The following is an 18,318-nucleotide window of genomic DNA, read 5'->3' as shown; positions in this document are numbered from 1 at the left end:
TAAAATTAGTATCTTACCTGTGCTACAATAAATAAACCACATAAACCGTCGTCATGTTCAAACATTTTAGAGGAGATTTGTTCGGTGGAATCACCGCAGGTATCGTTGCATTGCCTTTAGCTCTTGCATTTGGTGTAAGCTCAGGCCTAGGTCCTAGTGCCGGGCTGTATGGTGCAATTTTCATTAGTTTTTTTGCCGCGCTTTTTGGAGGGACCAATACACAGATTTCAGGGCCAACTGCACCTATGACGGCTGTAAGTATGGTAATTATTGCCGGAATTTTGGCGGTTAACGATGGTGATGTATCCAAAGCACTACCAATAATTTTGGCGGTATTCCTCTTGGCGGGGTTAATGCAGATTGGACTTGGCCTGATTGGTTTGGGAAAATATATTAAATATATTCCCTATCCCGTGGTCTCCGGATTTATGACGGCTATCGGTGTCATTATTTTGGTCACACAAATTTTGCCCGCTGTAGGTTATTACCCTAAAGAAGATGCGGAATATGTAAGCCAGTATAAAGCTGCCGCCGAAGAAGAGATTCTAGAGAATATCTTGAAAGAAGAAGCTGGAGAGGGTATTTTGGTGCTCGAAGATTTTGAAGAAACCATTCGTAGGGCCAATGGAATTACTCCCGAAGAAATGCAAAAAGAAGCCAAGACTCTGGCAGCAAAAGATGCATCCGGGGTTTTGGGAACCATAAAGGTTCTTCCTCGTGCACTTCAAAGTATCAATTGGCTTGAATTAGGTCTCGCTTTGGCCACAATCATAATCATTTATGGTTTCAAACGGATTACCACCGCTGTTCCCAGCACGCTTGTTGCCTTGATTGTGGTATCTGGGCTTGCTTATGGCCTTGGATGGGATTATCGCCCCATTGAAAAAATCCCTGAAGGACTCCCTATTCCGCAACTTGGAATTTTCACGGAGTTTAAACTATCAGCTCTGACTCCATATATATTTACGGCACTAACCCTTTCTCTTCTAGGAGCCATTGATTCTTTGCTAACCTCGGTTGTAGCAGATAATATGACACAGACCAAGCACAAACCAAACAAGGAGCTGGTAGGTCAAGGTATTGGAAACAGTATTGCTGCAGTTTTTGGTGGAATTCCAGGAGCTGGTGCTACTATTAGAACCGTAGTAAATATTAATTCTGGAGGTAAAACCCGCTTGTCGGGTATGATTGCCGGGTTGCTTTTGTTGGTGATTCTTTTGGCATTGGGGCCAGTTGCTTCACAGATTCCAGCAGCAGTTTTGGCTGGTATTTTGGTCACGGTAGGTATTGGGGTTATGGACTATAAAGGCCTAAAAGCCATTCCTTATCTTCCAAAAGATATAAAGTTGGGGCCATTAAAATTAAGTTCTGAAGTCATCATTATGCTGACTGTTTTGGTGCTATCTTCTATTTGGAACCTTGTTTATGCCGTGGGTATCGGTTTAGTGATTGCATCTTTGATGTTCATGAAAAAAATCGGAGACCTTACCGCTACAAGATCCAATGTCAAACCACTGAAAGAACAGCCTTGGGCAGATGAAAAAGATTTCCCCGCCAAGCTTAAAGAAGAGGTTTTTATCAAGCACATCAAAGGACCTTTGTTTTTTGGCTCTACAAGCGATTTTCAGCAATTGGCAGAACAGATTCCTGATACCGCATCTACGGTGGTCCTTCGATTGGATCGTATGCAATATATGGACCAATCCGGCCTATATGCCATGGAAGACATTCTTCAAGATTTAAATAAAAAGGACATTAAGGTTTTACTGGTAGGGCTCCTAGATCAACCTAAATACATGATGGAAAGAATTGACATTATACCTGATCTGGTTCCTAGAGAAAGTATTTTCGAAGATTTTCAGCCTTGTTTGGATTGGATAATTGAAAATGTCGAAGATGTAAAAACAACCTAATTGTTTCTAGCAGCCGTCTTTGACGTCTTTTTAAAATTTCCCAACGATTCCGGCCCCATATATTTGGCACTTCTTTTTTGTTGCGTATTCTTCCCATTCCCAATGAAATACGAATCTCGCTGGGATATGTCATAACAGCGTTCACAATTTTGGTTCCCATAGTTTGGTATCTGATACAGACCAAGGGGAAAAATACAATTTGGGTACTCCTTGCGTTTACAACTTTTGGAATTGCAATTTACTTTAGAAGCATCGATTTAAATCAAACATATTTCCCAATGGGAACACATTGGCTGTGGCATTTTTTTGGAGGAGTGGCTGTCCATTTCTTGATTGCATACATATTCAAAGACAATTTGCTAAATTTGTCGGCCAATATCGTAACTGACCATGATAGAGAACATTAAAGAACACTTGGCAGAAGTTGAAAAATTCGTCTCAACCTCAACGGCTGAAATTGAAGCTTTTCGAATTAAGTATTTGGGAAAGAAAGGGCTTTTGAACACTTTTTTTGCTGAATTCAAAAATGTTCCCAATGAGCAAAAAAAAGAATTTGGTCAAGTTATCAACCAACTCAAGAATGCTGCGACAGAGAAGGTGAACACACTTAAAACTTCACTTGAAAACCAAGCTGATGTTGAAGGAAAGTTCGGAGATTTAACCAGACCCGGTGAACCTATTACCCTTGGGGCAAGACACCCTATTTCCATTGTTAAAAATCAAATCATTGATATTTTTTCCAGAATTGGTTTCAATGTTTCCGAAGGGCCTGAAATAGAGGATGATTGGCATAACTTTACGGCGTTGAATTTACCGGAATATCACCCGGCCAGGGATATGCAGGATACCTTTTTTATCCAAACCGACCCTGATGTTCTTTTGCGTACCCATACTTCTTCCGTTCAAGTGCGATACATGGAAGAAAACAAACCTCCTATTCGAACCATTTCTCCAGGAAGAGTATACCGCAACGAGGCCATCTCTGCAAGGTCTCATTGTTTTTTCCATCAAGTAGAGGGGCTATATGTGGATAAGAATGTTTCTTTTGCCGACCTAAAACAAACTTTACAATATTTCACTACGCAAATGTTTGGTAAGTCGAAAATCAGACTGCGTCCCTCCTATTTTCCCTTCACCGAACCCAGCGCTGAGGTCGATGTATATTGGGGACTGGAAACTGAAGCAGATTATCGGATGACCAAAGGGACTGGCTGGTTAGAGATTATGGGCTGCGGAATGATAGACCCCAACGTGCTTAAAAATTGTGATATAGACCCCGAAGTATATTCAGGTTTTGCATTTGGAATGGGAATTGACCGAATTGCATTGTTATTGCACCAAATTCCGGACATTCGATTATTAAGCGAAAACGACGTAAGGTTTTTGGAACAGTTCAAATCTGCTTTTTAATCTCTTTTCTTCAAAATTAGGTAGGTAGCGTTGGAAATCAATCCAATGCTCAACCAATACGTGCTTAATATTAGCAAACCTCCTAGCTCAATTGAAGATTTGAATTTGTTTATGGCAATAATAGCATCAGAGAACATAAATAATAATACCGCGATGCCAATTAATGCATAAGCTTTTTGTCCCTGCTTCAGAAATAAGCTTGTTCCTTGCCATGCCATAAGAACAATTACGATAACGTAGATGCCAACAGGCAGTTCAAAAGGGCCCAAACCTGGTCGTAACCAAAAAAACAAGCCAGCTCCTATCCCGATCAAAACAATAAGGGATGTCCACCGAAACTGAAACCCTCCCAGTTTAACAAAGCCTGTGGTAAACAAAACATGCCCAATCAAAAACGAACACAATCCCAAAACAAAATATTCTTCTCGTAATAGAAATATATCTCCTATCAAACAAAACACCAATGCAGAAATCATAATGTTCCTAAACCCTGATAAGTTAGTTCTTTGAACAAAAAACAAAAGCGACAAAATTAAGACTGTGGTCAAGGGCTTGAAGATAGCGTACAACAATGCTTCATTAAAAAAATCAAACATAATTGCAGTAATTGCCGAAACAGCACTCAATATATTTATTATCTTTCTTAATCTGGTTTCGTTTACCATTCCTTAAAAGGTTTTTTGCTTAATTGGGAATTATAGTATTTGATTTCTCCTGTAACTTCCTTTCCCAGCCATTCTGGTCTTTCAAATGCCTCATCCTCATGACGAAGTTCTATTTCGGCCACGACCAAACCTTTGTTTTCTCCCAAAAATTCATCCACCTCAAAAACATGGTTCCCCCTTGACACATGATATCGAATTTTCTCCAAAACCACGTCTTCACAAAGGTCAATTAAGTTAACCGCCTCGGCGGTGTTTATTTCCGTCTCCCATTCAAATCGAGTGGTACCAGATGCACTGCTCCTACCTTTTACGGTCAAAAACGCTTTATTCCCTTTTATTCGAACCCTGACAGTACGGTCGGGATGTGTATTCAAAAATCCTTGAAGAATGCGGATTTGAGAGCTAGCTTCATGCTTGTATGCTTCAGATTTGACCAAAAACTTTCGTTCAATTTCCAAGTGTTCCATCAAACTAAATATACCCTAAATTTGAGTATGGACTTTGATTTTCCTTTACGAAAAATCATTCATGTAGACATGGACGCTTTCTATGCTTCCGTGGAGCAGCATGATAATCCTGAATTGAAAGGAAAACCGATTGCTGTTGGTGGAGGTTCAAAACGGGGAGTGGTATCTGCAGCGAGTTACGAAGCTCGAAAGTTTGGGGTACGAAGCGCCATGGCTGGATATATCGCTAGAAAAAACTGCCCTGACCTCATTTTTGTAAAACCTCGATTTGATCGTTATAAAGAGGTTTCCCAACAAGTACGAAGTATCTTTTTTGAATATACCGACCTTGTGGAACCCCTTTCGTTGGATGAGGCATACTTAGATGTTACCGAAAACAAAAAGGGAAATCCCTCCGCCACCCTTGTCGCCAAGGAAATCCGTCAAAAAATATTGGATGTTACGGGTTTAACTGCTTCCGCGGGTATTTCAATAAACAAGTTCATTGCAAAAGTCGCGAGTGATTACAACAAGCCCAATGGTCAAAAAACGGTCAATCCTGAAGAGGTAATTCAGTTTTTGGAAAATTTAGATATTCGAAAATTTTATGGTGTGGGAAAAGTCACTGCCGAGAAAATGTACAAATTGGGCATTTTTACCGGGATTGATCTAAAACAAAAATCCATCGAGTTTTTGGATGGCCATTTTGGGAAAAGTGGAAAATACTATTATTATGTTGTTCGCGGAATCCATAATAGTGAGGTAAAACCGCACCGTACCCCAAAATCTGTGGGCGCCGAACGTACTTTTTCCGAAAATTTAAGCAGTGAAATCTTTATGTTGGAAAAACTTGAAAACATCGCCAACGAACTCGAAAGAAGGCTCAAAAAATCCAAAATAGCAGGAAAAACCATTACTCTAAAAATCAAATACAGCGATTTTACCTTACAGACCAGGAGCAAGACACTCCCCTATTATATAGCTGACAAGGAACTAATCTTGGAAACAGCAAAAGAATTATTGTATCAATCCATCTTGGAAAACTCTGTTCGCTTGCTGGGTATCTCATTGGCAAACCTCAACACAGAGAAAAAAGAGACAAAAGAACAGGATGAGTCCGTATCGGTGCAGTTAAAGTTCGATTTTTGAAAGACACCTCAAACATCTCTTCTTAAGAAACAATCATATTTTGTTCATGGAAATGGCAACCGTCCAAACAAAAACTGATGAGATGAAAATACCTATGGTATTGGCTAAAAATGCCTTCTTTTTTTCAATCCTAAACAAATAAGAGGCTATACTACCGGCATATACCCCAGTACCCGGTAAAGGTATCATCACAAAAAACATTAGGCCAAAAAACCCAAATTTTTCAATTTTCTTTCCAGATCCTGTTTTGGCTCTTTTGGCAATATATATGGCAGACTTCTTATAAAACCGCCATTTTATTAGGTAGCGATTAACATGTTCTAGAAAAAATAGCATTAATGGAAATACTGCAACATTTGCCAAAAAACAGACAACAAAGACCACATAGCTGTTAAGGCCTTTCATTATGCCATACGGTATCCCGACTTTGGCTTCGCCAAATGGAGACAAACTCCAAAGCATTGAGGTCAATAAATCCAACATAGCAATTTCTAAATCTGCAAAATTAGACTAAAACAACATTCCTACCAGTTAAAAAATCATTAAACCTATAAGTATGTATTAAGACAACCCTTCGGGATAAAACAGTCTTTTTTATATTTGATCAATGGAAAAAATTACACTTCGCGAAAAAATCATCCGTACTGCTGGTGAGCTTTTCTACTCAAATGGATATAATTCCACAGGCATTAACGAAATCATTGATAAGTGTAGTATTGCGAAAGCCACTCTTTACAGCCATTTTAAATCAAAAGAAGATATCTGTATTGCTTATTTGACACAACGACATGAAGTTTTTTTGACCTCTCTTAAAGGTTATGTTTCAAAAAGGAAGAAAGGAAAAAATCAGTTGTTGGCCATCTTCGATTTCTTAAGGGACATGTACCGGGAAGAAGATTTTTATGGATGTTGGGCACTCAAAACCTTGGGTGAACTTTCTCCGAAACAAAAAAGATTGCTCGGGGTAATTCAAAAACAAAAGAAAGATCTGTTGTTGTATTTAGGAGAGGTAGTCGGTGAAAACATCATTAACATCTCGAAAGCAGAAACTGAAAAAATTTCGGGAGGACTCTATCTTTTATATGACAGTGCCATTACAGAGAGTTATCTTTTTAAAAATGATTGGCCCATTTATATGTCTAGAAGTATTGCGCCTTCCCTTTTTGCCGATTCGGAGCTGGTGTAAAACAAAAAGAGCCCCTAACAAAAGGAGCTCTTTTCACAAAACTATTTTACTTACTTAACAACCAAAATATTATCAGTTGATGTTGGATTCAATGGACAGAAGTACACGTACTCTCCTTTTTCCAACTTTGTGGGTTTTGAAGTTTGCGATGCTCCTGTTTTAACCGGTTTTGTAACATAGGCTGTTTGAATGTGATTTTCGGGCTTGCTGATGTCTTTCCCTTTCTTCACTAAAACAAAACCTACATCATGTCCAACACCGTTATTGGTAATATCAAACACATATGTTCCTTCTGAAACGGTGATTTGTTTTTGTGTAAACTCACCTGATGTTTGTTCCAATGCCAAGGTCTTAATCGAAGCATCCTTCATCATTTTATCCTGCGCATTGGTTGAAAAAATTACTCCGACGGTCAATACTAAAACTGCAATTACTTTTCTCATTTCTATTTAAATTAAATTATTTGGGTTAATCATTTTTGTTATGCTTCAACAGCATCTAAAGGTTGTGCCACGGGAAAATCAACAGGAATTTCAGTGGTATTGTTGATATAATTGGATATAGTCTTGTCACCTACCAAAACTATTGTGTCGATCAGGTTTTCCTTGGTCCATCCTGCAGTGAAGAAATTTTCCACCACGGCCTCATCCGTAGCACCTCTGTTTTCGGTAATATTCTTTGCCAATCTTGCCAAGGCATCCAACTTGTTGTCGAAAGATGCTTTTCCTGCTCTTAATTCCAAAATTTGTTCATCCGAATATCCATTCATCTTTCCTATAGCAGTGTGCGCGGACAAACAGTACAAACAACCATTTACTTCACTCACGGCTAAGTTTACCGCTTCTTTTTCTTTTGCTTTTAAAGAAGTTTTTGCGTTTGCAAAGGTCAAATAGTTGCCCAACGCATTTTCGGAATACGCATAGGTTGCATACAAATTTGGCACAAAACCTACGGCTTTCTCCAAATTATCGAATATAGCCTGATTGGCTTCGCTTACTTCTTCTCTTTTAGGTACATTGAATGTGCTCATAATTATAAAAATTTTATTGTGTTGTTATATGGATTAAAAATTCTTTACAAAGGGTTTTTCTGCATCACAATAGAAATCGTGATGATGCTTTTGCTCGCAATGTGTTTCAGATACGATGGGTTGAGGTGCCGGTCTTTTGACCGCTCTAAAAATCTCTATGAGATTAAAAATTGATTTTTCCTTAGCTTTCATCTTTATCTTGTTTTTAATTACAGTACAAAGATGCAGTGAAAGGAAGGGGAGGTGTTAGCAGGAATTTCCCGATGGCTTGCCAAAATTTCCTTTAGGCCATTTCCAGCGTGTTTTCACGGTATTCCGAAGGTGTCATTTGCGTCATTTTTTTGAAGAATCGACTAAAATGGGCAGGGTCGTTGAAGCCGAGATCAAAGGCAATTTCTTGATTCTGTTTATCAGTAAAATGGATTAGGCGCTTCGCTTCCAAAGCAAGTCGTTCCAAAATAATCTGCTGTGGTGGCTTCTGATTGTAAATAGAAAACAAATTGGAAAGGGTCTTGGGCGATTTGAAAAGCATTTCGGCATAATCACTAACCTTTCGTTTGGTCTTGTAGTGCATGTCCACCAAATAATTGAATTTTCTAATTACATCTACCTGGTCGTTTTTCAATGATTTTACTATCAGCTGTTCCTTCGCCAGACGTGTGCTCATAATAATCAATCGCTTCAATAACATTTGAAGCATATCTCCTTGGATGTTATCAGGAGTTGAAAATTCCTCCACAAAAACATCAAACCATAGGTTGAATCGGTTCATTTGCTCATCTGGAACAGTGATTATGGGTAAATCTTGGGTTCCAAAGAAAAGAATCCCATTGCACGAAACCTCGCTATCATGGTCAGAGATACAATAAAACTCCCTATTAAAAAGAATCGCCGCAAGGGGCAATTTTGTTTTCGAGAATGAAACATGTTGTAAATAGGTAACTGTTACCAATTGATTTGGATTGAGTTCCAATTCCAAATCATCCACTATAATGGTCAAAGGTTCCTGGTTCCTATTCCAAAGAAATTTAATGGTATTGGCAGTGGAGGTAAATCGTTGGTTATCGTTTTTTATATCATCTGTCAGGCCAAGTATAGATCCTAATTTTGGGTCTTTGTATTCGTATCTCATCAGACTATGTCTTCTTGATTAATGCTTTAAAACGAGCAGTTTTGTGCTTTTAGTCCTCATATTTTGTTGATACTTACACCCTCTAACAACCAAGATTTAGGGCATAATCCTAAACAAGAATGTTAATACTGCCCTTAAATTTTAATGCCGACAGAACTTTTTTTAGTATTGGGCATGAAAAGTTTGAAACATTACGATGAAGCGGTCAGTAATTTTTATGAGAATTCCGAAATAAAAGGTTTTCCTGTAAGCTCCTTGGACATCTATGCGGAACAGTTTGACAAATTCTGCGACAATTTAAATGATGTCAAGCAACTTTACCAACTTGCCAAACAGGAAAAGTGGCAGGACAAGTTTAACCTTCGTCATCAAATTTTGGACAAGGAAAATGTTGTGGTGGTCACAGACCCTGATTTGAACATTACGTTTGCCAGTCAAAACATGACCCAAATGAACGGTTACAAAGCTGAAGAAGTCTTAGGGAAAACTCCACGAATGTTTCAAGGAGAACTAACCAGTGAAGAAACCAAAAAAAGGGTTTCTCTAGCCGTTAAGCAACGAAAACCCTTTAAAGAGGTGTTGATAAACTATCGAAAAGATGGTTCTACCTATAAATGTGCCATTCAAGGATCTCCTGTTTTCGACAATACTGGAAAGCTGGTCAATTTTATCGCGTTTGAAAAAGAGGTGGCCTAAAAATTACAGGTCTCTATTTCTGTTACCCTAAGCGTATTTACCATCCCTTTATCCTTAATTGGCATAGCGGCAAGGCTTATCAACATATCTCCCACATCCAAAAATCCCTTCTTACAGGCAATTTGGTTTACATCATCAATAGTTTCGTCAGTAGAAACATATCTATCATAAAAGAAAGCTTTCACTCCCCAAAGCAGGTTCAGCTGTGTTAGGATTCTTTTGTTGGAAGTAAATACCAAAATATGGGCACTTGGCCTCCATGCAGAAATCTGAAAGGCCGTATACCCACTATTGGTGAGTGTGGAAATCGCCTTTGCTTCAATCTCATTGGCCATGATAGCCGCATGATAGCAGACTGATTTTGTGATATATCGCTTGGTTCGGATATGAGGCGGTGTTTGTGGTACACTTATTAGATTAGACCCCTCCACACTAACAAGAATGCTTGACATTTTTTCAATTACTTGGACTGGATAATTTCCAACTGAAGTTTCTCCGGATAGCATCACAGCGTCGGCTCCGTCCATGACCGAATTAGCAACATCATTTACCTCAGCCCTAGTTGGGGTTAGGCTTGTAATCATGGTTTCCATCATTTGCGTTGCTATGATTACAGGAATTCTAGCTTTTTTGGCCCTAAGTACCAATTGTTTTTGAATCAGTGGTACCTCGTGTGCTGCCACTTCAACACCAAGATCACCCCTAGCAACCATTAATCCATCACAATAGGCAACAATTTTATCAATGTTATCTACCGCTTCGGGTTTTTCAATCTTTGCGATAATCGGAATCTTGTGCTCAGAATGTTGCCCTATAAGGTTCTGAAGATCCATTAGGTCTTGGCTATGTCTCACAAACGAGAGCGCAATCCAATCAACTTCTTGTTCAATGGCGAATATGGCATCCTTAACATCCTTTTCCGTTAAGGCCGGCAATGAAATGGCTGTATTTGGAAGGTTAACTCCTTTTTTTGACTTTAGTGGCCCTCCTTGTATCACCTTAGCCAGAACTTCATCTTTTCCATTGGTTGACTTCACTTCAAAAATCAACTTACCATCATCCAGCAAAATCCTTTCGCCCGGTTTTACATCTTTGGGGAAGTTGGCGTAGTTCATATAAACCTTCTTCGCCGTACCCTCAAAAGGCTCTCCTGTTGCAAATGTAATTTCATCTCCGGGGGCTACAACAGCTTCCCCTCCCATAACGCCAACCCTTAATTTCGGGCCTTGAAGATCGGCAAGTATGGAAGTGTTGACTTCCATTTCATCATTGAGTTCTCGAATAATCTGAATTCTTTTGGCCACATCATCATGAGATGCATGCGAGAAATTTATACGGAAAACATCCACTCCTGCCTTAATCAGTTTCTCAAGTGTGTCCTTGCTACTTGTGGCAGGCCCTAAAGTGGCTACAATTTTGGTCTTTTTTCTAGTCGGCATTTCTAAAAGATTAGGTTTCTTTTTGATTTTAAAGTCTGTACTTGAACCTCATAGGCCGTTACGACCTTGGGAATCTTATTTATTGATTTAACATATTGATTAATTGACAACCCATTTCCCGCATCAACTTTCAAAAAATAATCTACTTCTCTCTTTTCCTTGATCAAATAATCTGTTCGGATGGAAACATTGTTTTCAAATAGTCCACTGGAAGGCATAACCTCCATAACTGAACATTTATTGGTTAACAAGGTCCAATAATTATCTTGCAAACCATCTTCCCATTCAAAAACGGAAAACGAAAGGTTTTGGCTAAACTGAAGGTCACTTTTCATGCGTTTAAGATGTAAACTACATCTAGAATTTATTGCATAACCGATTGCATAATCCTCCAGACCGCTATGAATGGCTATAAGCTGAAAATTATCATCGTAAAAGTCAGCCGATATCTTGTGTGTTGTCAACATGTTTCAAAAGCGAACCGTAAATATACTCTTAATACGCATTCTAGCCTAGTTGATAAGCAACAATACCGTCTTAAACTAAACGAAAACGTTTGAATTTACACTTATTTAATGCTATCGATTTTCAATTTTGTTCTGCAAAGCAAAGTATGCTCTTTTTGATGCCTTTTCTTCTGCTTTCTTTTTTGAAGTTGCCCTGGCTTTTGCCGTCATTCTTTCTCCAATCGTAAGTTTGACCGCAAAATGTTTGAGTTCATCATTGCCGGTATCTTCGTAAACATCATAATGGAAAGTTTTCTTTTGTTTCTGGCACCACTCTATAACCAGGCTTTTATAGCTGATTACCTTACCCTCCAATTGCTCAATGTCCACGTAAGGTTTTATTACCCGGGCGTTGATGAATTTTTCACAATATAGGTACCCTCTGTCCAAATAGATAGCTCCCACAAGAGCCTCAAACACGTTTCCATGAATGTTTTCACCAAAATGAGATTTAGGAATTCTGCTTTCAACATAACGAAGAAGGTTCAGGTCTTTTCCCAATTCGTTCAAGTGTTTTCTACTTACAACTTTTGAGCGCATTTTGGTAAGATAGCCTTCATCTCCTTCTGGGACTTCCTTGTACAGGTGCTTTGATATAATGGTCCCCAACATGGCATCACCCAGAAATTCCAATCGCTCATAGTTCAAGGGATTGCCATCAGAATCCCTTTTATTCATTGAACGATGTAGAAAAGCTTTTTTGTAAATGGCAATATCCTTGGGTTTGAAACCAAGAATCTTCTTGATACCCCAAAAAAAATCCCCATCCGTCTTCGGATGGGAATTGAATATTTTCGAGGGGAATTTCATGTTTTACAAAGCTATCCTATTTTATTTTACGAAACAAAATACAAGCATTGTGTCCGCCAAAACCAAAGGTGTTGCTCATTGCCACATTGACCTCACGTTCTTGGGCTTTGTTTAGCGTCAAGTTAAGTGATTGATCAATGTTCTCGTCCACGACGCTATGGTTAATTGTTGGAGGCACCAAACTGTGTTCCATCGCCAAAATCGATGCGATTGCTTCAATGGCACCAGCTGCTCCCAATAAATGCCCAGTCATGGATTTCGTAGAATTGATATTGATGTTGGGCGCATGTAATCCAAATACTTTCGAAATTGCCTTAAGTTCTGCAACATCTCCAAGTGGAGTGGATGTTCCATGCGTATTTATGGCGTCAACATCTTCAGGGTTCAATCCCGCATTCTGCAAACAGTTTTCCATCACCTTAACAACACCTATTCCTTCAGGATGTGGTGCAGTCATATGGTGTGCATCACTAGAAAGGCCTCCTCCTAAAACTTCAGCATAGATTTTTGCCCCCCTGGCTTTTGCATGTTCATATTCTTCAAGAATCAAAGCTCCAGCTCCTTCTCCTAAAACAAAACCATCTCTAGTGGCATCAAAAGGTCTTGAAGCTGATTCAGGGCTATCGTTACGTGTAGAAAGTGCATGCATAGCATTAAAACCTCCCATCCCAGCAATTGTTACTGCTGCTTCGCTACCTCCGGTAACAATAACATCACAATGTCCCAGTCTTATATAGTTAAGTGCGTCAATCATTGCATTCGCAGATGAAGCACAAGCAGAAACCGTGGTATAGTTGGGACCCATAAATCCATGTTTTATAGAAATATTGCCCGGAGCGATATCCGCAATCATTTTAGGGATAAAGAAAGGGTTAAACCTTGGTGTTCCGTCACCTCCGGCATACCCTATCATTTCATTTTGGAACGTTTCGAGACCTCCTATCCCAGCGCCCCAAACAACACCAACCCTGAACTTATCAACTTTTTCCAAGTCAAGTCCTGAATTTTTAATTGCTTCATCCGAAGAAACCAAGGCGTATTGAGCAAAGGGGTCAAGTTTTCGAGCTTCTTTTCTATCAAAAAAGTCCTGGGCGTTATAGCCTTTTAACTCACAAGCAAACTTGGTCTTGAACTTTTCGGTATCGAAGTAAGTAATGGGAGCACAACCGCTCTTTCCATTCTTAAGTCCTTCCCAATAAGCCTCTAAATTGTTACCAATGGGTGTAAGCGCGCCCATTCCGGTAACTACTACTCGCTTTAACTGCATTGAACTATTTTTTACCCTTTAGAACCTAAATTAAAAAAAAATTATCCATGTGATGATCATCACATGGATAATTTAAACTCTTTAGTAAAATATCATAAATATTACTTCGCTTCTTCTATATAGCTAATGGCCTGACCAACAGTTGCAATGTTCTCTGCTTGATCATCAGGGATTTGAATATCGAATTCTTTTTCAAACTCCATGATAAGCTCAACAGTATCCAAGGAATCCGCCCCTAAATCGTTGGTAAAGCTCGCCTCAGCTACAACTTCATTCTCATCAACACCTAGTTTATCAACGATGATAGCCTTTACTCTTGATGCAATGTCTGACATAATTATATCGGTTTTAAAAATTTAATCGTTGGCAAAAATATAAAACTTTGGATTAAATACACCATTTGTCGATAAAATGTGTTTTAAATTAAGCATCTTAACCCTCTGTACCTTACTTTAGCCCTGTAAACCCAAATCCAAATCTAATCTGTTATTTTAAATGAAAAGCATTGTAATTCTTGCTTCTGGAAGTGGTTCGAATGCGGAAAATATTATCTCCCAGTTTAAAAAAAATGGCACCATTAAAGTGACTGCTGTATTGACCAATAAGCAAAATGCCGCGGTATTGCAAAGGTGTGAAAGACTTGGAGTCCCGGCTTTTTACTTTAATAGGGAAGCATTCTCTGGTTCTGAAGCCTTCCTTGACATGCTGAAAGGATTCAACCCAGACCTTATCGTCCTAGCAGGTTTTCTATGGAAAATCCCCTCTCAACTTATTTTGGCCTTTCCTGATAAAATCATCAACATACACCCTGCACTGTTGCCTAAATATGGTGGAAAAGGAATGTATGGAGCAAAAGTACACAAGGCCGTAAAGGACAATTCTGATGTAGAAACGGGGATAACCATACATTATGTAAATGAAAACTACGATGAAGGTGCCATTATCTTTCAAGCCAAAACAGCTATTGAGCCTTCTGACAGTGTTGAAGATATCGCCAAAAAGGTACACCAGTTGGAGTACGAGTATTTCCCTAAGGAGATAGAAAAATTGCTTTTATAAAATGGCCGCCAAGAAAAAGTTTTATGTAGTTTGGAAGGGAAAGCGTCCAGGAATTTATGAAACCTGGGCAGACTGTAAATCTCAAATCGAAGGTTTCAAAGGAGCGCAATACAAATCGTTTTCTGAATTCAGCGAAGCCAAAAAAGCCTTCAACAGTAATTATGAGGAGTACAAAGGCAAGTCTAAAAAGAAGAAAGAGCTTTCTCCCGAAGAACTTTTAAAAATAGGCAACCCCAATTACGATTCCATTTCTGTGGATGCCGCATCCAGTGGAAACCCAGGAAGAATGGAATATCAAGGCGTAGATACAAAATCAATGAAAGTTCTTTTTAAGCAGGGTCCTTTTGAACAGGGAACCAGCAATGTAGGTGAGTTTTTGGCCCTAGTTCATGGATTAGCCTTTTTAAAACAGAAAAGAAGTAACCGAATCATTTATTCCGATTCAAGAATTGCAATTGGCTGGGTTCGAAAAAAGAAGTGCGGCACTAAATTGCAAAAAAATGCAAAAAATGCTCAGTTATTTGAACTTATTGAGAGAGCGGAAGATTGGTTACGAAAAAACCGATACAACACTCCAATTGTAAAATGGGAGACTGGAGCTTGGGGTGAAATTCCTGCTGATTTTGGACGAAAATAGCTTATAAACAACGTATTTTTAATGCTTTGATTTTAAAAATACAATACTTGCCACAAAAGGAATTGTGAAAGCGTATATTTGCAGCAAATTTGAATGAATGGGTAAATTGTTGATTGTTGGAAGTGTGGCCTTTGATGATATCGAAACTCCTTTTGGCAAGAGCGATAAGATTTTAGGAGGAGCCGGTACTTTTATTGGCTTGGCAGCTTCACAGTTTAATGTAAAATCGGCGGTTGTCTCAGTAGTCGGTGATGATTTTCCTCAAAGTTATATCGACCTTCTTAAAGAACGCGATATTGATGTTTCCGGAATCGAGATTGTAAATGGTGGAAAAACCTTCTATTGGAAAGGCAAGTACCACAATGACCTCAACTCTAGGGATACCTTAATCACTGAATTGAATACCTTAGGAGAGTTTAATCCCATTGTTCCCGAAGATTTCAAGGATGCCGATGTGGTTATGTTGGGCAACCTGCATCCTGATACACAGACCAGTGTAATCAATCAAATGAAAAAACGACCAAAATTAATCATAGCGGACACTATGAATTTTTGGATGGACAACACTTGGGATGAGTTGATGAAGATGATTGAACGGATTGATGTGATAACCATAAATGACGAAGAGGCAAGACAATTGACAAACGAATACTCTTTGCTCAAGGCTGCTGCTAAAATTCAGGAAATGGGACCAAAATATGTGGTCATTAAAAAGGGCGAACATGGAGCACTATTGTTTCATAAAGAACAGATTTTCTTTGCTCCAGCCTTACCATTGGAAGAGGTTTTTGACCCAACAGGTGCCGGAGACACATTTGCTGGTGGGTTTGCCGGTTATTTGGCAGAAACCAAGAACATATCGTTCGAGAGCATGAAAAATGCAATTATACACGGTTCTAATTTGGCTTCGTTCTGTGTTGAAAAATTTGGCACGGAACGTATGCTGACGTTAGAAAAGCATGAAGTGGAGGACCGCTTATTGCAGTTTAAAGAATTGACACAATTCAATATAGAGTTAACATAGACACACGCCCTGAAAAAATTCGGGGCTTTTTTATTTTGGTTTGTTATGAGTGATGCGATTAAGCACGAATGCGGAATATCGATGATCCGTTTGCTTAAACCTCTAGAATACTACAAAGAAAAGTATGGTACAGCTTTTTATGGGGTAAATAAAATGTACCTGATGATGGAGAAGCAGCATAACCGAGGTCAAGATGGTGCCGGTTTTGCAAGTATAAAACTGGACATGAATCCAGGAGAACGCTACATGAGCAGAGTACGTTCCGCCCAACAGCAGCCTATTCAAGATATTTTTGCCCAGATCAATGAACGTATCAACACGGCACTAGCTGAAAATCCGGAGTACGAAAACAATGTGGCACTTCAAAAAAAGAATATCCCATACATTGGGGAATTGTTAATGGGGCACGTTCGTTACGGTACATTCGGAAAGAATAGTATCGAAAGTGTACACCCGTTTTTAAGGCAAAACAATTGGATGCATCGGAATTTGATTGTCGCGGGCAATTTTAACCTAACCAATGTACACGAACTCTTTGACAACTTGATAAACCTTGGACAACATCCAAAGGAATTGGCAGATACCGTTACCGTAATGGAAAAAATAGGCCACTTTTTGGATGATGCTGTGGCCAAGCTCTACAAACAGATCAAAAAGGAAGGCTACAATAAGAGGGAGGCTTCGCCCCTGATTGCTGAACGTTTGAACGTTGCCAAAATTCTTAGAAAATCTTCCAAAAACTGGGATGGAGGTTACACCATGGGAGGATTACTAGGTCATGGTGATGCTTTTGTAGTAAGGGATCCCGCAGGTATACGCCCGGCATATTTTTATAAGGATGATGAAGTGGTGGTAATTGCTTCAGAGCGCCCCGTCATCCAGACTGTTTTCAATGTTCCTTTTGAAGAAATCAAAGAACTTGATCCTGGCAATGCCATTATTATAAAGAAAAAAGGAACTGTTCATCTTGAAGAAATTAAGGAACCTACCGAAAGAAAAGCATGTTCTTTTGAGCGCATCTATTTTTCAAGAGGAAGTGACAAGGAAATCTATCAAGAACGAAAACAATTGGGTAAGTTGGCATTCCCTCAAATTTTGAAGGCTATCGACGGCAATTTGAGCAATACGGTATTCTCTTATATTCCCAACACTGCAGAAACTTCGTTCTTTGGTATGGTCAAGGAGGCCCAAAATTACCTTAATAAGCTAAAGGAAGAACAAATCTTAGCGATGGGGCCAAACATTACTGGGGAAGAACTCCACAAGATTTTGGATGTCCGGCCTCGAATTGAAAAAGTTGCAATCAAAGACGCCAAACTACGAACCTTCATTACTCAGGACAGTAGCAGAGATGATTTAGTGGCCCACGTCTACGACATTTCATATGGTTCTGTAAAAAAAGGTGACAACCTCGTCATCATTGATGATAGTATTGTAAGGGGAACAACCTTAAAAAAGAGTATTCTAAAAATACTTGATAGGCTATCACCTAAAAAAATCATTGTGGTATCATCAGCCCCACAAATTAGATATCCCGATTGCTACGGAATAGATATGGCCAAATTGGAGGATTTCGTTGCTTTTAAAGCAACTCAAGCACTTCATGAAGATCATGGTTCAACTCACCTTATAAAGGAAATCTACGAAAAGTGCTTGACCCAGACTGATACGGCCGACGGTGAAGTTGTCAATTACGTCAAAGAATTTTATAAACCCTTTACTGCTGAACAGATTTCAAAAAAAATCGCCGAAATACTAAGTCCAAAAGGAATTAAAGCAGAGGTTGACATTATTTATCAAAGTGTTGAAAGCTTACACGCTGCATGCCCTCATAATCTTGGAGATTGGTATTTTACTGGTAATTATCCAACACCAGGTGGTAATAGGGTTGTCAACAGAGCTTTTATCAACTTTTATGAAGGTAAAAACCAAAGGGCATATTGATTTAT

At 39.1% G+C, this 18,318-nt stretch carries 21 protein-coding genes; 9 read left to right on the top strand and 12 right to left on the bottom strand.

Annotation, left to right across the window (positions count from 1 at the left end):
• Positions 1 to 53: 53 nt before the first annotated feature.
• Positions 54 to 1,913: a SulP family inorganic anion transporter gene (locus E4661_RS08930; protein WP_136466492.1), complete on the top strand. Its 1,860-nt coding sequence runs from the start codon at positions 54 to 56 to the stop codon at positions 1,911 to 1,913.
• A 390-nt stretch (positions 1,914 to 2,303) separates the two neighbouring features.
• Positions 2,304 to 3,323: a phenylalanine--tRNA ligase subunit alpha gene (gene pheS / locus E4661_RS08920; protein ID WP_136466491.1), complete on the top strand. Its 1,020-nt coding sequence runs from the start codon at positions 2,304 to 2,306 to the stop codon at positions 3,321 to 3,323.
• Here the strand turns inward: pheS and E4661_RS08915 are convergent.
• Both E4661_RS08915 and E4661_RS08910 read right to left on the bottom strand, forming a co-directional pair.
• A complete protein-coding gene (locus tag E4661_RS08915) occupies positions 3,320 to 3,988 on the bottom strand; it encodes a lysoplasmalogenase (RefSeq protein WP_136466490.1) in 669 nt (222 codons plus the stop codon). The genes pheS and E4661_RS08915 overlap by 4 nt on opposite strands.
• Positions 3,982 to 4,455 carry a CYTH domain-containing protein gene (locus E4661_RS08910; RefSeq protein WP_136466489.1) on the bottom strand — a complete coding sequence of 158 codons (474 nt, stop codon included), beginning with the start codon at positions 4,453 to 4,455 and terminating at the stop codon, positions 3,982 to 3,984. The genes E4661_RS08915 and E4661_RS08910 overlap by 7 nt, the downstream gene beginning before the upstream one ends.
• 27 nt (positions 4,456 to 4,482) lie before the next feature.
• Here E4661_RS08910 and dinB point away from each other — a divergent pair, with 27 nt between their 5' ends.
• Positions 4,483 to 5,583 (top strand): DNA polymerase IV, encoded by a 1,101-nt coding sequence (gene dinB, locus E4661_RS08905; protein ID WP_136466488.1) that lies wholly within the window; start codon positions 4,483 to 4,485, stop codon positions 5,581 to 5,583.
• 33 nt (positions 5,584 to 5,616) lie between these two features.
• Here dinB and E4661_RS08900 read toward each other — a convergent pair whose 3' ends face one another.
• A complete protein-coding gene (locus tag E4661_RS08900) occupies positions 5,617 to 6,066 on the bottom strand; it encodes a COG2426 family protein (RefSeq protein WP_240751442.1) in 450 nt (149 codons plus the stop codon).
• A 124-nt stretch (positions 6,067 to 6,190) separates the two neighbouring features.
• Between E4661_RS08900 and E4661_RS08895 the strand changes: the two genes are divergently transcribed.
• Positions 6,191 to 6,769, top strand: coding sequence for a TetR/AcrR family transcriptional regulator (locus E4661_RS08895; protein WP_136466487.1), 579 nt, complete (start codon positions 6,191 to 6,193; stop codon positions 6,767 to 6,769).
• 50 nt (positions 6,770 to 6,819) lie between these two features.
• Here the strand turns inward: E4661_RS08895 and E4661_RS08890 are convergent, their stop codons facing one another.
• The 4 genes from E4661_RS08890 to E4661_RS08880 form a co-directional block, all read right to left on the bottom strand.
• Positions 6,820 to 7,212, bottom strand: a complete 393-nt coding sequence (locus E4661_RS08890; protein WP_136466486.1) for a plastocyanin/azurin family copper-binding protein — start codon at positions 7,210 to 7,212, stop codon at positions 6,820 to 6,822.
• 38 nt (positions 7,213 to 7,250) lie between these two features.
• A complete protein-coding gene (locus tag E4661_RS08885; RefSeq protein WP_136466485.1) occupies positions 7,251 to 7,799 on the bottom strand; it encodes a carboxymuconolactone decarboxylase family protein in 549 nt (182 codons plus the stop codon).
• A gap of 33 nt (positions 7,800 to 7,832) precedes the next feature.
• Complete coding sequence (locus E4661_RS19060) at positions 7,833 to 7,991, bottom strand: hypothetical protein (RefSeq protein WP_168796351.1); 159 nt, start codon at positions 7,989 to 7,991, stop codon at positions 7,833 to 7,835.
• A gap of 91 nt (positions 7,992 to 8,082) precedes the next feature.
• The gene (locus E4661_RS08880; protein ID WP_136466484.1) at positions 8,083 to 8,931 is read right to left on the bottom strand and encodes a helix-turn-helix domain-containing protein; all 849 of its coding nucleotides are present in this window, start codon (positions 8,929 to 8,931) and stop codon (positions 8,083 to 8,085) included.
• A gap of 144 nt (positions 8,932 to 9,075) precedes the next feature.
• Here E4661_RS08880 and E4661_RS08875 point away from each other — a divergent pair, with 144 nt between their 5' ends.
• The gene (locus E4661_RS08875) at positions 9,076 to 9,627 is read left to right on the top strand and encodes a PAS domain-containing protein (protein WP_136466483.1); all 552 of its coding nucleotides are present in this window, start codon (positions 9,076 to 9,078) and stop codon (positions 9,625 to 9,627) included.
• Here E4661_RS08875 and pyk read toward each other — a convergent pair.
• The 5 genes from pyk to E4661_RS08850 all read right to left on the bottom strand — a co-directional run bounded on the left by pyk (position 9,624) and on the right by E4661_RS08850 (position 13,984).
• Complete coding sequence (gene pyk / locus E4661_RS08870; RefSeq protein ID WP_136466482.1) at positions 9,624 to 11,066, bottom strand: pyruvate kinase; 1,443 nt, start codon at positions 11,064 to 11,066, stop codon at positions 9,624 to 9,626. The genes E4661_RS08875 and pyk overlap by 4 nt on opposite strands.
• A 2-nt stretch (positions 11,067 to 11,068) precedes the next feature.
• Complete coding sequence (locus E4661_RS08865) at positions 11,069 to 11,533, bottom strand: IPExxxVDY family protein (protein ID WP_136466481.1); 465 nt, start codon at positions 11,531 to 11,533, stop codon at positions 11,069 to 11,071.
• A 111-nt stretch (positions 11,534 to 11,644) separates the two neighbouring features.
• A complete protein-coding gene (gene rnc / locus E4661_RS08860) occupies positions 11,645 to 12,382 on the bottom strand; it encodes a ribonuclease III (protein ID WP_136466480.1) in 738 nt (245 codons plus the stop codon).
• A gap of 16 nt (positions 12,383 to 12,398) precedes the next feature.
• The gene (fabF, locus tag E4661_RS08855) at positions 12,399 to 13,649 is read right to left on the bottom strand and encodes a beta-ketoacyl-ACP synthase II (RefSeq protein ID WP_136466479.1); all 1,251 of its coding nucleotides are present in this window, start codon (positions 13,647 to 13,649) and stop codon (positions 12,399 to 12,401) included.
• 101 nt (positions 13,650 to 13,750) lie between these two features.
• Complete coding sequence (locus tag E4661_RS08850) at positions 13,751 to 13,984, bottom strand: acyl carrier protein (RefSeq protein WP_009778413.1); 234 nt, start codon at positions 13,982 to 13,984, stop codon at positions 13,751 to 13,753.
• Positions 13,985 to 14,144: 160 nt separating this feature from the next.
• Between E4661_RS08850 and purN the strand changes: the two genes are divergently transcribed.
• The 4 genes from purN to E4661_RS08830 all read left to right on the top strand — a co-directional run bounded on the left by purN (position 14,145) and on the right by E4661_RS08830 (position 18,313).
• Positions 14,145 to 14,708, top strand: a complete 564-nt coding sequence (gene purN / locus E4661_RS08845) for a phosphoribosylglycinamide formyltransferase (protein ID WP_136466478.1) — start codon at positions 14,145 to 14,147, stop codon at positions 14,706 to 14,708.
• 1 nt (position 14,709) lies between these two features.
• Entirely contained in the window at positions 14,710 to 15,345 is a 636-nt protein-coding gene (locus tag E4661_RS08840) for a ribonuclease H1 domain-containing protein (protein WP_136466477.1), read from the top strand.
• Positions 15,346 to 15,442: 97 nt separating this feature from the next.
• Positions 15,443 to 16,369, top strand: a complete 927-nt coding sequence (locus E4661_RS08835; protein ID WP_136466476.1) for a PfkB family carbohydrate kinase — start codon at positions 15,443 to 15,445, stop codon at positions 16,367 to 16,369.
• A gap of 45 nt (positions 16,370 to 16,414) precedes the next feature.
• Entirely contained in the window at positions 16,415 to 18,313 is a 1,899-nt protein-coding gene (locus E4661_RS08830; protein WP_136466475.1) for an amidophosphoribosyltransferase, read from the top strand.
• Positions 18,314 to 18,318 lie beyond the last annotated feature (5 nt).

The organism is Flagellimonas onchidii, assembly GCF_004804315.1.
Classification (GTDB): Bacteria; Bacteroidota; Bacteroidia; order Flavobacteriales; family Flavobacteriaceae; genus Flagellimonas; species Flagellimonas onchidii.
Note: the sequence above shows the minus strand (reverse complement) of the source record. Positions and strands in the feature narration are given on the sequence as shown.

Bases quoted from the DNA above. Each gene is read 5' to 3' on its own strand.
- E4661_RS08840 (WP_136466477.1), top strand. From the start codon at position 14,710: ATGGCCGCCAAGAAAAAGTTTTATGTAGTTTGGAAGGGAAAGCGTCCA.
- E4661_RS08875 (WP_136466483.1), top strand. From the start codon at position 9,076: ATGCCGACAGAACTTTTTTTAGTATTGGGCATGAAAAGTTTGAAACAT.
- dinB (WP_136466488.1), top strand. From the start codon at position 4,483: ATGGACTTTGATTTTCCTTTACGAAAAATCATTCATGTAGACATGGAC.
- E4661_RS08930 (WP_136466492.1), top strand. From the start codon at position 54: ATGTTCAAACATTTTAGAGGAGATTTGTTCGGTGGAATCACCGCAGGT.
- E4661_RS08915 (WP_136466490.1), bottom strand. From the start codon at position 3,988: ATGGTAAACGAAACCAGATTAAGAAAGATAATAAATATATTGAGTGCT.
- E4661_RS08850 (WP_009778413.1), bottom strand. From the start codon at position 13,984: ATGTCAGACATTGCATCAAGAGTAAAGGCTATCATCGTTGATAAACTA.
- E4661_RS08910 (WP_136466489.1), bottom strand. From the start codon at position 4,455: ATGGAACACTTGGAAATTGAACGAAAGTTTTTGGTCAAATCTGAAGCA.
- E4661_RS08830 (WP_136466475.1), top strand. From the start codon at position 16,415: ATGAGTGATGCGATTAAGCACGAATGCGGAATATCGATGATCCGTTTG.
- E4661_RS08885 (WP_136466485.1), bottom strand. From the start codon at position 7,799: ATGAGCACATTCAATGTACCTAAAAGAGAAGAAGTAAGCGAAGCCAAT.
- E4661_RS08900 (WP_240751442.1), bottom strand. From the start codon at position 6,066: ATGTTGGATTTATTGACCTCAATGCTTTGGAGTTTGTCTCCATTTGGC.
- pheS (WP_136466491.1), top strand. From the start codon at position 2,304: ATGATAGAGAACATTAAAGAACACTTGGCAGAAGTTGAAAAATTCGTC.
- E4661_RS08895 (WP_136466487.1), top strand. From the start codon at position 6,191: ATGGAAAAAATTACACTTCGCGAAAAAATCATCCGTACTGCTGGTGAG.
- E4661_RS08835 (WP_136466476.1), top strand. From the start codon at position 15,443: ATGGGTAAATTGTTGATTGTTGGAAGTGTGGCCTTTGATGATATCGAA.
- pyk (WP_136466482.1), bottom strand. From the start codon at position 11,066: ATGCCGACTAGAAAAAAGACCAAAATTGTAGCCACTTTAGGGCCTGCC.
- fabF (WP_136466479.1), bottom strand. From the start codon at position 13,649: ATGCAGTTAAAGCGAGTAGTAGTTACCGGAATGGGCGCGCTTACACCC.
- E4661_RS08890 (WP_136466486.1), bottom strand. From the start codon at position 7,212: ATGAGAAAAGTAATTGCAGTTTTAGTATTGACCGTCGGAGTAATTTTT.
- E4661_RS08865 (WP_136466481.1), bottom strand. From the start codon at position 11,533: ATGTTGACAACACACAAGATATCGGCTGACTTTTACGATGATAATTTT.
- rnc (WP_136466480.1), bottom strand. From the start codon at position 12,382: ATGAAATTCCCCTCGAAAATATTCAATTCCCATCCGAAGACGGATGGG.
- E4661_RS19060 (WP_168796351.1), bottom strand. From the start codon at position 7,991: ATGAAAGCTAAGGAAAAATCAATTTTTAATCTCATAGAGATTTTTAGA.
- E4661_RS08880 (WP_136466484.1), bottom strand. From the start codon at position 8,931: ATGAGATACGAATACAAAGACCCAAAATTAGGATCTATACTTGGCCTG.
- purN (WP_136466478.1), top strand. From the start codon at position 14,145: ATGAAAAGCATTGTAATTCTTGCTTCTGGAAGTGGTTCGAATGCGGAA.